A 13353-nucleotide genomic window follows, 5' to 3' on the forward strand; every position below is an offset into this window, starting at 1 on the left:
CAGCCCTCCTCTTCTCTCCCATCATATTTCCCTCTCTTCGCGCCTGTCGGCTCAGTGAATGTGTGAATCATCTCAAAAGGAAAATTTATGACTATGTCGTTAAGGGTAAGTTTAAAGAAACCCGTGTACACTCACCTTATAGACTTTGCTTCATTAAGGATAACTGCATTGTTTGGTCGTGTATCAGTTGCCGTACTTACCCTTCTGGCGATTATATGGATGGCGTTAATTTTTGATTTTGGTGGTGTCGTTGGGCATCTCGGCGCGCTGTTGAACCATCTGGATGGCAGTTAAGGTTTCCCCCAAACAATACGCCACCAGCAGGGCCGGTGGCGGGAAACGTATCAACGGACTATTTTTTGACCGGCTGAGGCTTTTTATCACCTGACTCAGGCGCCTCACGCGGATCGTCTTTCTCAACATACAGCATATTTCTCTCCTGTTTCGGATACCCACTCCCCACTATAGGCCGCATTGTTAAAATCTGGCCAGGCGGCAGTTATGCTTCTTTTTGACGAAAAGAGAGGTAGCCGAAAACCCCGCTGTCGCCATCCGCGGGATGATTAACGCCGTCCATCACCGCCACTTCGGCAAAATCAAAGGGGGTCACATTTTCAAAACAGGCCACATTCACGCCGTATTCGTTGGGATTTGAACGCCGCTGATGGAAGGTATAAATCCCGCAGACCGAGCAGAAGAAATGGCGGGCTGTTCCTGTGTTAAAACGATATTCCGTGAGCTTATCCGCCCCTTTTGTTACGGTAATGCCCGACAGCGGTGCCGAGACCACCACGGCGCCCCGCATCCGGCAAAAAGAGCAGCTGCAGCGCCGGGCGGTATTTAATCCGTCTGAGAGTTCAACGGTAAACGTCACCGCGCCACAATGGCACTGTGCATGACGAATATCAGCCATCGGTTACACCCCCTTTCTCACGAGCTCGGCAGCCTTAACGAAAACCTCATCTTCAACGCCATCGCCTTTCTGTCTGCCGAGTCTGACCAGTTCACTCACAATACTGTCGCGATGGATGGGTTGCTGTGCTGAAACAAGACCGATAACGGCGGCGCCAATTGCCAGTCCCACTAATCCCGTTTGTTCATCTTTGTTCTTCATGTTTGTGCTCCCTTGTACAACACAAAAAGCGTAGCAGGATTGTGGTAAAACGTGGCGTTGTCACGGATGCTATTTATTCTGTGATACAGGGCGTAACCCCTTAGCTAACAGGTGATGAGGTCGAGGTGTACGTGTCAGAATCGCGGCGCGAGGCCGTATTTGGGCGCATTAATGTTCGCGGCCCAGACCTTGATGTCGTTTTGAAGAAGTAAGGTGAAATCCGATTTCAGATGGTTAACCATGCCGTTAACGCTCTGTGCATCTTTCACCGAAAAATGCTCTATCCGGTTCTGCCCGACCTGAACACAATAATACGTGGCCGGAAGCACTTTGCCATTCACGTTAAGTTCTTGTCGGGTCCCGCCACAGCGCCCTTCGGTGATATAGGAGACCAGCAAATTTGCTGATTTCCGCTCAGGCTGGGAGATGCTCAACATGACCGGGAAACCGTCTGAAGTCTGGGTCATATCGTAAAGAACAGCATTTTTTATATACCAGGTATTATATTCCCGTTCCTGAAAAGCTGACCTCGAAGGCGCAGAAACAACCACCAGCATTGCCAGTGTAATAGTTTGAATTTTCATGAGATGTTGTCATCCGTGTCGTTGCACACATTATTCAGATCGTGCAAAAAACAGCAACACCTTAAGAATATTCCTACTACTATTGGCAGTCGTTTTTAGTTATCTACCGTGGTCAGCGCGTTATTGCATTCCGTTTGTACACGCTCAGTACGTTAAAACAGGAAAGAGTTGGTACACCGCCACCATCGCTGAAATACTGACGATGACACTGACAATGAAGTAGGTTTTGAAGGGCTGCTTTTGCGTTTTATGGCGAAACAGTTGCTGACCTATAATCGCCCCGGGCCATCCGCCGATAAGGCCAAATACCAGCAGTGTGGCTTCCGGCACTCTGCGCATGGCCCTTCGCGCCGCCATTTTGTCGGCGCCATACATCGCTAACGTCAGTACGTTGATAAGCAGGAGCCACAGGATGAACGGATGCGAGGTGAATAGACTTCCGATTGCGGCGATCAACAGAAGCAAATAACAAAAGCGATTGAGGGTCATAGCACAAGCCACTGGAATGTTCAGAGTATGTCGAAGCCGCATTATATGCGATATCACAAAGCAAGGTTGCTGCCGTCCACAATTCAAAATCCTGTAAAACGTGCTGGCATTCGGCGCAACAATCCGTACCATACACGGCACACTTTCGCATGCTGGTGGTTAACCGCAGGCGCTGACCCGTCTTTTATTGCCAGTCAGATGGGGCACTAAAATGCGCAGAGGGTGTTTGAAATATAAGCTTCATAGAGTGAAGAGATGAACAGCAAAGAGAGGGCAATGCGGAAAGAAGCTGCCCCTCTAAACCGTTTGCCCCACTGGTGCCCCATTTGAAATTTGAGTACAGATTAAATGCAACAAAATCAAGATATTAATAAGAAAGAGCAATACAACCTGAATAAGCTACGCTGATTTTGCCAACTTATTGATATCATTTATTTTATCAATTTATTCAAGTGGTTATAGCATAATAACTTCCCCCTGAAGCTACCCAGAACTACATTTTTCGTGCCCTTTTTTTGCCCCTTTTCAGCATTTCTGCCCCCAAATTTGCCCCCAAACACCCTTCTTTTGCGTAGCTCCTTCCAGTTTCGCGACGTGCCACTTTAAGCTACATGTTCCCCAGCATAATCCCCACCGATCTGATTGGATCGGTTTGTTTGTAGAACTGGTTTGTGACAACCGAAACGTTGAGGGTTTGGCGGGTGCCTGAGAGATTATCCTGGCCGAATTGACGAAGCGAGTGCATCAGATTTTCCCTGATGCCGAGGTGAGAGTAAAGCCGATGCAGGCTAACGCGTTAAATAGCGACGCCAGTATAAAGTGTTCAGGAAAAACTGAACCGCATGCTGGAGGAAATGTTTGAAGACGCAAATATGTGGCTGGTGAATGATTAGCAAAACCCGTGTTCGCCTCGTGCATACCTTCAACTACGCAGACATGCACCACTACCCATCGTACTTTCCCGATATTGAACGGCACATCATCTTAGTGGCGTTAAATAATAAGCACTTTTACTACTCACTGTTTTTGCGGTCACTCCAATAGATGCCCTTTTCAGTGCCGCATTAAATGCAACTAACGTTACCGGGCTTGGAGTTGTCTTGGTACGATGTGAATGGCTCTGAAACAAAAACACATCTTCAGGATACTTCTCCCTGCGGGAGTGGAAAATTCTTTTAACTCCTGGCTTAAGAGCAATGCATCTTTCCCTCAGTCCTTTTGTGGCTGAAAGAACAATAATATCATGGCTCACATCATCGAACTTTGCCCCAAGAAGCTGTCCGGGCTTAGCCTGACTCAGATACAACATTGCCCAGAGATCTGACCATGTATCAGAAATATTCTCAAGATTCCGCTTGATAGCAATAAATTCAACTACGGTAAGCCCCCACACATCTCTCATCATTCCTTTCAGTAGATCCTCTTGTTACATGAATCTTATGTACAAACAGAATCTTCATGGTTGTAACATTCAATATTCGAATTACCGAACAGTGCCCAGCAATCGTAGCTCATTTTTACATATGGCTGTCCGAAACATCAAACATCCTGCTCTCATACTAAGATTTTTTTGTTCTGAACGTTTGCAGTTCCGTATTGTCTAATTAAAAAGTTCATAAAAAATGTTCAACATGGCAACGTTTATAATCGCAAGTACCGTAGTTGTGGCTCTTGGCTTGATAGTATTGAGCCTGATCAAAATTGGCATAAGCACATCGAATAACCCGGATGAATTTTAATGTGTTGAAGTTCGTGTAACGTCTTTATTTACTGGGAATTTTTTATATAGAGTACAAACGGCCACATCGTAAATGATCGCCACCTGCTTCCGATCCACTCCGTTTGCGATTAACCTGCCAGCCTGAGCCCATTGCTCAGGTGTCAATTTTGGCCGCCTCCCACCGATTCGCCCTTTCTCACGGGCTGCGGCCAACCCAGCCCGGGTGCGCTCCACTATCAACTCCCTCTCCATTTCAGCCAGAGCTGACATGATATGAAAGATGAAGCGGCCCATCGGGCTGGATGTATCGATACTGTCCGTGAGGCTCTTAAAGTGGATACCGCGCTGCCGGAGCTCGTCCACCAGAAGTACCAGATTACGCATGCTGCGCCCAAGGCGATCCAGCTTCCAGACTACCAGCGTGTCGCCCTCACCCAGCATTCGCAGAAGCTTTTTAAGCGCCGGTCGGTTCGCCACAGCTCCGCTCATTTTTTCTTCGAAAATCTGCTCACATCCTGAGCGTTCGAGTGCTTGTCGCTGAAGATCCGTGTTTTGGTCATTTGTTGACACCCTTACGTAGCCAATTTGCATACTATTCACCCAATAATTTTCACAAAAAAATCAGATGAAGTTATCGGCCAGGCCACTAAAGGGCAATCTATAAAACGTCGGTTTAGGAAGTAGTGCGTTGAAGAATTTGCAAAGCACAACCGAGGACAAAACATCTGGCGCTGTTTTGCAGGTTGGAGCCTTCGGATTGGGTGCAGAGGCACCAACGATCCCTGCTAATGATGCGAATCAGATTGTTGGCTATAACGGTTTTGTTTCCGGTGCTGGGGCTCCTGGAACGAACTGGGTAAACGTGTACGGTCCCATGCTCGTTATGAGGAGAATCAGCGCGGTTGCTCAGGTCCAGGTAAACTCTGTCGGTGGATTGGCATCACGCTACGGTCTGGTTACGGATATGACCGTTAACAATGGCGGTGCATGGTGTGTTCACTGGCATGACAGAAACACAACGGTGGACTCAAGCGGGTTCATAAAACGGGCTTCGCCTATCGTTAAGTTGTTTTTTGATGGAAGTTACGAAACAAATGATGAATCTGAGGGGTGCACAGTACGCCGTATAGACACAGGCCAATATCTCATAGAAGGATGTCATGGCCTGAATGCTGAGGCTATTTGGGGCGGGGTTGATGGTGGTTTTGAGATCCCATCAGACCGTAATAAACAACCGCTGGTATGGCTGGACTATGAGGTAAATGCTGACGGTTCGGTGCTAGTGAAAACTTATCATCGCGCACATCCTGAAGCGCCGACTTTCGCCAGGAACGAACGGCAAGGTATCAGCGACGGCGACCCTGTAGACATTCCCCGCGATCAGTTTGTATCCGTGCGCGTCGAAATGCCTGGCGATTCTCTGTACAACCAGAAACTCAGAGCCGTAGAACTGATCCTTGCTGCTGATGAAGGTGAATAAAGGTCGGTTTAGGAAGTAGCGCCACGCTGGATGCAGGCGGCGCAGCCGGGAACGTCATGCAGGTGGGGGCATTCGGGTTGCCAACTGGTGATGCCAGGGCCTTTAAAACAGATATGGCAGTTGCTCCTGATGGGACAAATTTCAATGCCCTAACTGAACCTGGTACATATCGTTTGCTGTTAGATATGGCGAAATCAACTTCAGGCCCTATCACCAGCTGGTATGGGTATGTTCAAAATTATGTCCGTATTCCTGATGTAGCCTTAACGCAGTTATGCTTGCCATATGCCAATAAAACTGATGCGGGAAGGTTTTTTTTCAGGGGTTACAACACTGATACATGGAGCCCATGGAAGGAGATAATGACGTCTGCAGTTTCAGACAGAATTATGAAAAATATTGGTGACGACCTCGATCCAGAAGAGGCGCTGGCCAACATTTCACGGATGGAGTTCAAGCACTTCACCTTCAAAGATGATGAAACGCAAACCCCACGTCGCGGAGTGATATCACAGCAAATTGAGACAATCGATCCAGAATATGTCAAAGAAATTGGCGGCATATTACACCTTGACCAGACGCCCCTGTTGCTCGATGTGCTGGCTGCGATAAAAGCCCTGACAATCCGCGTCAGGACTTTAGAGGGAGACGCTAAAGCTGAGGCTCCTGCCTCATCTGCTGGTTAAATAGGGAATCTTCAGGCATATCCAGGCGAACATCGATCCAGCTGTTCGCCGGTACGTCCATCGGTTTACCTTTGGTTTTGATGATCTCACCTTCATCGCTCAACATGTATTTGCGCTTGAACAGGCGGATTACCAGTTCGCCCTTGTCGGTTTGCTCTGCCTCAACCAGGCCCAGCTCCCCCATACCGCCTGGGTCCATTGGCGGCAGTAGCTGCCACCCCTCTGACGCCAGCCCTGCCGAACCGGTCAGCACGTAAACCCCCGCATCGAGGCGAGAAAGAGTTATTCCTTCCGCCTCAGCGTTCGCCGTACCGCAGCCGCACCATGAAAAACCATCCTCAGCAATATCTGATCGCAGGCATGCATCAGCACTCGCAACAATACGAGCGACCGGAGATGCTGCTTTCAGGGTTCCATCAGAAGCAGTGGTGGTATTGGCTGTGGTGTACACTTTTTTCCAGGTGTACTGGCCTCCGGGGGTGTGACCAGTTTGAATGTATGCCTGCCCGTCATTCGACCAGACGAACCAGGAAAATGTTGGTGAGCCATCATACTGGAGCTGCAGGCCAACGCCTCCACCACCCGGATTGTTTATTGTTGCGCCTGTGTACCTACCGAAACACATAAAGCTTGTATCGGAAAAATTATCAATATGTCTTGGATTTCCGAGCCCAAGCGCCCCTACTGTTGGCAAATTTGATGTACCAACACCAGGCGAGATTTTATCGCTGGTTACACCTCTTGTGGCCGCGTCTCCCAAACCGAGGTTTGTGCGAGCGTCTTCCGCCTTCGTTGCCCCGGTGCCGCCATCAGCAATAGCAAGCGCACCGTTGCTCCCTTTCTGCGCCAGTTTACCGATGCCGGGGATCGTTACGGCGGTACCGTTGATGGTAACGGCGATGCTCTGGTTTGCTGAGGTGGTGGCGAACGTCTCCCACGCGCCAATGTTCTCGTCATACTCTTTAATGAGCTGAGACATGGCCTGTGCCAGCCCATCAACCGAGATAATGTCCGAAACAAGAATTCCATACTTCTGACCGCTCAGCGCCGGGGAAGCAGCTGGCGTAACCGTCATTGACGTGGCGCTGTTCACGGATGAAATCTGAAACATCTGCACCGGGTTAGACATGACTATAATTGTCTGGCCAGCGCGAACCTGGCTGGCGGGTGCCGTCCAGTTCGTGCCGGTGCCGGTTGCGGTATTTCCGTTAATGGCGATGGTACCGGTGTTATAAAGCATATTTTCTCCAGGCAATAAAAAACCCCGCCGGAGCGAGGTTGATTTGAATATACAGTTAATTCAGACGTACATATCAGGCAGAACCGGAAGGCTGAGCGGCGTTATCGTGTTATTACCGAAAATGGCATACTGCTCGCGACCAAGATATTTCCCTCCCTGAACTGAAGCGTTCCCGTTCTGTATTTTTATCCCGAACATCCGATACACGTACATGCCATTGACCATATGAACCATCAGCCCAAATCTCCCCAGCGGAACATAGCCGCTACCGATGCTCACGGCGCTTGTCGAAGGGCTCCAGAGTTGGTTCAGATATACGAATGGCCGTTTTGTGGTTGAAAACGTACAGGCACCGGCAGCATTGAAAATATTGAGGCCGGTACCAGGCTGCGGCGCTACGCCGCTGGCGAAGATAACGATGTCTATCGTGCCGGTTGCGGGGGCGTCATCATTCGTGGACGGAGGGCTGAAGAACCTGACCGTATTTCCGTCGAAGTCAATCGTATTGCCGCTGTTGCAGCGTCCAAAAACGATATATTTCGACCTGTCATAACCTGCTATCGTCGGCACCGCCCAGCCCCCTGTGGGAACATTCACGGTTCCTTTCCAGATACACTGGCCTGACTGTGTGGCATTGGTTATCGAGGTGAAGTCTGTACTGTTGCTGATGAGTAAGCCCACCCCACTTCGCTGACCTGTCGGGAATATCTGCCATAGGCTTCCCGGAAACGTGTAAGTGCTATCCCGTTCGCTGATGCGGTTGTCTTTCATCGTTGAGTTCTGCGTGACGCGGCCCCCCGATATGGTGACCGAGTTCATCTTATGAAGCAGCCCTGAATCAAGGTAAGCCGTAGCGTGCGGGATAAACAGCACCTGCGCCCCGGAAACATAACCGGCAATATCCGCGTATTTTGCTTTCTGGTAGCCACTATCAAAACTGGCCCCATACGACGGGCATCTCAGGCCCGCCGTTATCTCCATACGCTTTCCCCCATCATTCAGTTCTATCAATAATCCTGTCGGCATTTTATGACCATGTCCCGAGTACGATCCGGCCACCACCCGGTATATTGATGGTTACGCCATTACCATTGATAACCGTTGTGTTGCCGGAGCCATTGAAAGAAAAATTACCGTTTGTGGCGTAAATCGAGCCGCGAACGGTCACGTTGTTGAACGTCGCGTAGCCTGACTTGTTGATGTGCCAGCCAACGTTCCCCGTGCCGTCCCAGGTTGTGGACTGGATGTAGCTGCCGATTTTGGTGTTGTCGATAGTCCCTTCACCAATCACGGTATTTCGGATAAAGGTCTGCCCGTTCTGAATCACGAACGGAAGCGTAACGGTCGCTCCTGCCTGGTGCGTTACCGCGAAGCGATCAGCCAGGAAGATAACCTGCGACTGCATCCCGGATGGCGTATTCTCAACGCCGATCCCCATCCCCGCCGCGTAATACTGGCCGTTGCTGGATAACCCGACCTTAATGCTGTACATCGCCTTCAGGTCGCCGTTGACGTTCGCAATGGCCTGCGCATTGGTGGTGATCGCAGAAGTGTGGCCATTAACGGTCGCCGTGATGCTGTTTACCTGCGTGGCCATAGCCTGCTGGTAATCCGAGAACGTCTGATTCAGGTTGTTGATGGATGCTTTGTTGCCGTTAACGTCCGTCTGCAGACTCAGCAGAGAGCGCGCCGTTGCCTCCCTGTCGTTGACAATCACCTCATCAATGCGGTCCAGCTGTGCGCTGTTACCGGCGACCGTTGCAGAAAGGGTTTTACGCGTGGCCACCTGAGCCAGGTTGCCCTGAATAATTGCGATAGCCGAGTTTTTCACCCCACCCGTCATGCCGTCCATAGACACGCTGATACTGTCGATTCGCTGGCCAAGCGCGGTATCAGCCGTGGCGACGGTCTGCTCAAGCTCTGAGAGGGAAGACGACACCTCACCGACCGTACTCGAAAGCTCATTAACGCTGGTCTGGACCTTCCCAATGTTCAGGGCGTTTTGGGCGATATCCTTCGCCTGCAGCTCCAGTTCGTCATTGGCCTGTTTGATGTCGTCAGCCATGTCAGCAATTTTTTCATTGCTGTCCACCGCGTTCTCGATCAGGTCTTTGAACGTATCGGAGTCTTTAATTTCCTCCAGGATCACATCTGTGATGTCGGAAACATCTATGCTGGCCTGTCCTCGCAACCATTCTGTGTACCCTGATTCGTTGCCGCTGCGGTCCACCAGCTGCGCGCGGTACCAGAAAATCTGCCCAGCCTTAAGGCCCATCTGCTGATATTTGCGCTGCGGGTAAGGCACATCGGCCAGTAGCATCGCATCGTCTTCGGTACCGGTCAGGCTGTACTGAATTTCCGTCTTCAGCGTGTCGTCGGTATTCGCCGGGAATCCCCAGTTCAGCTCAATACCGAATACCACGTTTTCAGAAGCGATGAAGCCAACCGGCTTCGGTGGGTTGCCCACTTTACCCGTCAGCATTTTCTCTTCTGAATAGCCCCACCCGGATGAAATTTCTGCGGCATTGATTGCGCGCACGCGCACCAGGTAGCGCCCTGCATAAATCGCCGGGACGTCGAATGATGTGGTGGAACTGCGCGGCACGTTAACCCAGTTCCCGTCGTTGCGGCGCCATTGCGCTTCATAGGCGATAGCGTTCTGCGCTTGGTCCCAGCTCACGCGCATCGTTTCGACGCTGATATTTTGCTGCACCACAGAAAACGAGCTGATGACGATGTTCGCAGGCGGCGACTGGTTGCCCGGCGGGATCACGCTCACCGGCCGCTGGTCAATGATGGCTCCGGTATCAATGCGATCGAATTTATCCGGATCGTGATTTGCACCGACGATTGTGAACGTGCCGTCGTTATTATCAGTTACCGTAATAACGCGATACTGCTGTGCGTAGAGCTCATCAGACTCAATGACCCATACGGCCTCAGCCACAGGCGTTTCACTGTAAGCGGTCGTAACGGTCACTTTATTGCCCGTAATCGACTGAATGGTGCGTGACTGTGAAACACCCGATGGAAGATTGACAACCATCCTGTCGGCTGCCGAAGCATCCGGCGCCCTGTCCAGCGTCAGCACGCGACCATTCACCGCAGAGATACGGCCGCCCAGGTCGCGCCCGGAGAGATTTCGGTCCGCTACAGCGATTACATAGCCAGGCTGTGGAATGTTGCCATCTTCCCCTACGTTGAAAGTAACAACGCGATCTTTGTTGTTGGTGAGGATCCCCCATCGCCCTTTCCGATTCGCTTCCGACTGACGGGTACAACCGATCGCAGTTATCTCAAGTTGATTAAACCCATAACGCGCAACCAGCGCCTGCTCAAAAACAGGCTCCATCGCATCAGAATAAGCGTTATCAGGATCAGACCAGGACACCAGCGCATTGGTGTAACGGTTCTTTGTGGTGCTGCTGGAATAGGTAAAGCGCCCATCAATAACGTTCGCATGCGTGTATGTAAAATCAACATCTCTCGGCATGTCCGCCAGCGCCACAATCTGGTCATCGCCCCAGTAGGTCATCCCACGGAAGATGGCAGCAAAATCACGCAGGACCGTATAAGCGTCGTTGCGTTCCTGAATGTACACGTTGCAGGTATAGCGTGGTTCGGTACCACTTCCGCCTTTGCCGTCCGGTACCATTTGATCGCAATACTGTGCAACCTGGTAGAGCGTCCATTTATCTATGTTGGCCGTTGTAAGACGATCCCCAAGTCCGAAACGGTCGCTAACCACCAGGTCATAGAAAATCCATGCAGGGTTATCGGTCCAGGCCCATTTAAATGTCCCAGCCCACGTACCGCTATACGTGCGGGTCTCGGGGTCGTAAGTATCCGGAACGCGGATAACGCGGCCGCGGGGCTCGCAGGAGATCTGCGGGATAGAGCCATTAAATTGGCTGGAATCGAATTCGATATAAAGCAGCGCTGTGTTTGGATACCGTAATTTGGCGTCAATTACCTCGGTGAAGCTCTGCAACACCATCGTGTCGCCGATCTTCGCGCTGTTGGCATCAGACGTAATCTTACGGAGTCGGATTGTCCAGGTGCTGCCAGCCTGAGGTAAATCAATACGGTGGCTGCGCTCGTAACCTGACGTCGTTTTGCCGGTCACGCTGGTATTGAGTACCGTCTGCCATATGCCGCCGTCCGTCTGCAGGTCAATCGCATAATTAACCGAGTAACCGACCAGATCGCCGTCGTCCTCCTGCTTGAAAAGCGAAGGCCATTTCAGACGCAGGCGAACCGCTGAAAGCTGAGTATTGGTAAAGGTGCGCGTCCACGCAGTAGCGCTCGATACCTCAGTTCCCACGCTGATTTCGTTTTCGGTACCGGGTATGCCCTGAATATATTTTTGCGCCTGAGTTCCGGCGCGAAATTCCCACGTTACCCCGCTGAAGTTTTGGGAACCGTCTGCATTCTCCAGAGCCGTTCCGTCCAGGTAGATATCTTTGCCGGTTAGCTGCCCCGCAAATTCCCCTTCCCCAAGCGCAACCAGTATTTTAGCCTTCGCTACAGATTGCAGATCATCAGGCTGTTCGGTAGGGGTTCGGGAACTTGAGCTGCCGCCCTTGCGGCCTTTTATAGCGATTGCAGTTGCCATATTGCGCCCATAAAAAAAGCCACCCGAAGGTGGCCTGAAAGAAGGTATTTATTTATTGCTGATCTTCGACATAAATCCCGGCAGAAATAATCGCGCCACCGATTCGCCGGCGGCCATAAAGAAGTGGTACCGGATTCCCTTGGGCTGTCGTGTTTGTTACTCCACCAAAGGCGTAGCTGGCTTGGTTATCCGCAGATTGCTTACTGGCGAGCCCGGTTGTCTGTGGAGAAAGCATCTGGACTACGCCGCCGATTGCCATTGATGCCCCAATCCCCGCCACAGCGCCCCAGCCACCAGCGAAAGCGGTACCTCCAATCCCTATCGCGGCCCCTCCCGTGACGAACGCAGCAACAGCGACAAGGGCAACCCCGAGGATTGTCTGAAACACCCCGGCTCGCTTACTGCCGATGATCACCGGCGCGATGCGGATTTCCTCTGTGCTCCTGTCCATACTGAGCTCATCGTTTAAGAGGTTTCGTTTCCCGCTGAATACCGCATAAGTTAAACCTCGTTGCTTACTGGTATTCAGGAAACGCTCAAAACCCGGCACGATAACGCTCAGGGCGCGGATGGCCTCTTTAGGTGAAGCTACTGATAAACGATATTCACGCCCGAAGGTGGCGCCTAGCACGCCGTACAATCGAATTGTGCGGACCGACTCAACATTGAGTAATGCAGCCATTTTTCCCCCATAAAAACTGCCACAGGCGGTTATCAGAAACAGTCTTTAAAGCGCAGTATTTTCATTGTGCGCTCACGCCAGTAACCGCCATAAGGTACGCGCTGGCTCAGATGCCCATAAAGGTGATGCAGTAGCATGTTGCCTTCCAGCAGAATCCCCGCATGATTCCACTTATCAGCCTGAACCTGCATGATCACCAAATCGCCTGGTTTCGGCGGCCCGTCGAATTCACGGAATCCGCACTCATACCAGCAATCCTGATAGAAGTTGTCCGGATAGTCGTTTTCCCACCAGGGATAATCGACCCGGTAATCGTGAAGTTCTATCCCGTGCGTTTGCTGGTAATAGCTCATCACCAGTCCCCAGCAGTCGAAGTGACCAAGCACAAACGGGCGCTCCAGCAGCGGCAGCTCCCCGCGCGGCTGGATGGTCCGTAAATCCCCCTCCGGCCAGCTCACAATATGCCAGGGTAAAAGCGTTGCGTCGCATTGCGCTTTGTCCAGTTCACTCGGTTGTGTCGTGGCGTCAGGGTGACTGTGAGCGATGGCGATCACCGTCCCCCAGTCCTCAGCAGCTGCATAGTCTTCAGGGCAAAGGACAAAATTGTCCTCCGGCATCGCGGCATGATTCCGGCACGGGAAATAACGTTCAACTCGGCTTTTCTGCGCCACCACACCGCAACACTCGCGAGGGTATTCAGCAGCAGCATGCGACATAATGGCATCAATGGTTTTCTGACGCAT

The 13353-nt window shown here is 51.3% G+C and carries 16 protein-coding genes and 2 pseudogenes; 6 read left to right on the forward strand and 12 right to left on the reverse strand.

The genetic code is table 11. The features are described 5' to 3' along the window. Positions 1-87: 87 nt before the first annotated feature. On the forward strand, positions 88-294 hold the full coding sequence (locus HV242_RS11600; RefSeq protein ID WP_032678257.1) for a hypothetical protein: 207 nt from the start codon (positions 88-90) through the stop codon (positions 292-294). Between the two features lie 58 nt (positions 295-352). Here HV242_RS11600 and HV242_RS24240 read toward each other — a convergent pair whose 3' ends face one another. From HV242_RS24240 to HV242_RS11620, 5 genes are all read right to left on the reverse strand, one after another. Further along, entirely contained in the window at positions 353-430 is a 78-nt protein-coding gene (locus tag HV242_RS24240) for a hypothetical protein (RefSeq protein WP_223263916.1), read from the reverse strand. A gap of 69 nt (positions 431-499) precedes the next feature. After that, positions 500-913 carry a GFA family protein gene (locus tag HV242_RS11605; RefSeq protein ID WP_032678258.1) on the reverse strand — a complete coding sequence of 138 codons (414 nt, stop codon included), beginning with the start codon at positions 911-913 and terminating at the stop codon, positions 500-502. A 3-nt stretch (positions 914-916) separates the two neighbouring features. Further along, entirely contained in the window at positions 917-1114 is a 198-nt protein-coding gene (locus tag HV242_RS11610) for a hypothetical protein (RefSeq protein ID WP_014170281.1), read from the reverse strand. A 134-nt stretch (positions 1115-1248) separates the two neighbouring features. Then, positions 1249-1698 carry a hypothetical protein gene (locus HV242_RS11615; RefSeq protein ID WP_020884006.1) on the reverse strand — a complete coding sequence of 150 codons (450 nt, stop codon included), beginning with the start codon at positions 1696-1698 and terminating at the stop codon, positions 1249-1251. 144 nt (positions 1699-1842) lie between these two features. Then, on the reverse strand, positions 1843-2187 hold the full coding sequence (locus HV242_RS11620) for a DUF1294 domain-containing protein (protein WP_020884005.1): 345 nt from the start codon (positions 2185-2187) through the stop codon (positions 1843-1845). Between the two features lie 90 nt (positions 2188-2277). On the opposite strand from HV242_RS11620, the pseudogene HV242_RS11625 reads away from it, so the two are divergent. Then, a pseudogene (locus HV242_RS11625) lies at positions 2278-2394 on the forward strand (site-specific integrase); the annotation flags it as partial. Between the two features lie 505 nt (positions 2395-2899). Next, positions 2900-3080 (forward strand): annotated as a pseudogene (locus HV242_RS11630) (DinI-like family protein). 86 nt (positions 3081-3166) lie between these two features. Here the strand turns inward: HV242_RS11630 and HV242_RS11635 are convergent. Next, entirely contained in the window at positions 3167-3592 is a 426-nt protein-coding gene (locus tag HV242_RS11635; protein WP_126488152.1) for a site-specific integrase, read from the reverse strand. Positions 3593-3818: 226 nt separating this feature from the next. On the opposite strand from HV242_RS11635, the gene HV242_RS24470 reads away from it, so the two are divergent. Next, the gene (locus HV242_RS24470; RefSeq protein ID WP_350223618.1) at positions 3819-3926 is read left to right on the forward strand and encodes a YnaM/YnfT family protein; all 108 of its coding nucleotides are present in this window, start codon (positions 3819-3821) and stop codon (positions 3924-3926) included. Here the strand turns inward: HV242_RS24470 and HV242_RS11640 are convergent. Next, entirely contained in the window at positions 3923-4498 is a 576-nt protein-coding gene (locus tag HV242_RS11640; RefSeq protein ID WP_032670333.1) for a recombinase family protein, read from the reverse strand. The genes HV242_RS24470 and HV242_RS11640 overlap by 4 nt on opposite strands. A 97-nt stretch (positions 4499-4595) precedes the next feature. Here HV242_RS11640 and HV242_RS24245 point away from each other — a divergent pair, with 97 nt between their 5' ends. Further along, entirely contained in the window at positions 4596-5387 is a 792-nt protein-coding gene (locus tag HV242_RS24245) for a phage tail fiber protein (protein WP_020882626.1), read from the forward strand. 56 nt (positions 5388-5443) lie between these two features. Next, positions 5444-6073, forward strand: a complete 630-nt coding sequence (locus tag HV242_RS11650) for a pyocin knob domain-containing S74 family peptidase (protein WP_181616691.1) — start codon at positions 5444-5446, stop codon at positions 6071-6073. Here HV242_RS11650 and HV242_RS11655 read toward each other — a convergent pair. From HV242_RS11655 to HV242_RS11675, 5 genes are read right to left on the reverse strand one after another with little or no spacing between them, the layout of a single operon-like run. Continuing rightward, on the reverse strand, positions 6039-7313 hold the full coding sequence (locus tag HV242_RS11655; protein ID WP_181616692.1) for a phage tail fiber protein: 1275 nt from the start codon (positions 7311-7313) through the stop codon (positions 6039-6041). The two genes, HV242_RS11650 and HV242_RS11655, sit on opposite strands and share 35 nt — an antisense overlap. Positions 7314-7373: 60 nt before the next feature. After that, positions 7374-8294, reverse strand: coding sequence for a DUF6453 family protein (locus HV242_RS11660; protein WP_249417837.1), 921 nt, complete (start codon positions 8292-8294; stop codon positions 7374-7376). A gap of 46 nt (positions 8295-8340) precedes the next feature. Then, entirely contained in the window at positions 8341-11928 is a 3588-nt protein-coding gene (locus tag HV242_RS11665; protein WP_181616694.1) for a TipJ family phage tail tip protein, read from the reverse strand. A 52-nt stretch (positions 11929-11980) separates the two neighbouring features. Continuing rightward, entirely contained in the window at positions 11981-12610 is a 630-nt protein-coding gene (locus tag HV242_RS11670) for a tail assembly protein (protein WP_063137831.1), read from the reverse strand. A 32-nt stretch (positions 12611-12642) separates the two neighbouring features. Further along, positions 12643-13353 carry a C40 family peptidase gene (locus tag HV242_RS11675; protein ID WP_181616695.1) on the reverse strand — a complete coding sequence of 237 codons (711 nt, stop codon included), beginning with the start codon at positions 13351-13353 and terminating at the stop codon, positions 12643-12645.

The sequence above is a fragment of the Enterobacter sp. RHBSTW-00593 genome (assembly GCF_013784105.1).
GTDB lineage: Bacteria > Pseudomonadota > Gammaproteobacteria > Enterobacterales > Enterobacteriaceae > Enterobacter > Enterobacter ludwigii.

Excerpts from the sequence above, each read along its gene's own strand:
- HV242_RS11610 (WP_014170281.1), bottom strand. The coding sequence starts at position 1,114 with ATGAAGAACAAAGATGAACAAACGGGATTAGTGGGACTGGCAATTGGC.
- HV242_RS11615 (WP_020884006.1), bottom strand. The coding sequence starts at position 1,698 with ATGAAAATTCAAACTATTACACTGGCAATGCTGGTGGTTGTTTCTGCG.
- HV242_RS24240 (WP_223263916.1), bottom strand. The coding sequence starts at position 430 with ATGCTGTATGTTGAGAAAGACGATCCGCGTGAGGCGCCTGAGTCAGGT.
- HV242_RS11600 (WP_032678257.1), top strand. The coding sequence starts at position 88 with ATGACTATGTCGTTAAGGGTAAGTTTAAAGAAACCCGTGTACACTCAC.
- HV242_RS11635 (WP_126488152.1), bottom strand. The coding sequence starts at position 3,592 with ATGATGAGAGATGTGTGGGGGCTTACCGTAGTTGAATTTATTGCTATC.
- HV242_RS11670 (WP_063137831.1), bottom strand. The coding sequence starts at position 12,610 with ATGGCTGCATTACTCAATGTTGAGTCGGTCCGCACAATTCGATTGTAC.
- HV242_RS11655 (WP_181616692.1), bottom strand. The coding sequence starts at position 7,313 with ATGCTTTATAACACCGGTACCATCGCCATTAACGGAAATACCGCAACC.
- HV242_RS11660 (WP_249417837.1), bottom strand. The coding sequence starts at position 8,294 with ATGGAGATAACGGCGGGCCTGAGATGCCCGTCGTATGGGGCCAGTTTT.
- HV242_RS11620 (WP_020884005.1), bottom strand. The coding sequence starts at position 2,187 with ATGACCCTCAATCGCTTTTGTTATTTGCTTCTGTTGATCGCCGCAATC.
- HV242_RS11640 (WP_032670333.1), bottom strand. The coding sequence starts at position 4,498 with ATGCAAATTGGCTACGTAAGGGTGTCAACAAATGACCAAAACACGGAT.
- HV242_RS11665 (WP_181616694.1), bottom strand. The coding sequence starts at position 11,928 with ATGGCAACTGCAATCGCTATAAAAGGCCGCAAGGGCGGCAGCTCAAGT.
- HV242_RS24470 (WP_350223618.1), top strand. The coding sequence starts at position 3,819 with ATGGCAACGTTTATAATCGCAAGTACCGTAGTTGTGGCTCTTGGCTTG.
- HV242_RS11605 (WP_032678258.1), bottom strand. The coding sequence starts at position 913 with ATGGCTGATATTCGTCATGCACAGTGCCATTGTGGCGCGGTGACGTTT.
- HV242_RS11675 (WP_181616695.1), bottom strand. The coding sequence starts at position 13,353 with ATGCGTCAGAAAACCATTGATGCCATTATGTCGCATGCTGCTGCTGAA.
- HV242_RS11650 (WP_181616691.1), top strand. The coding sequence starts at position 5,444 with ATGCAGGTGGGGGCATTCGGGTTGCCAACTGGTGATGCCAGGGCCTTT.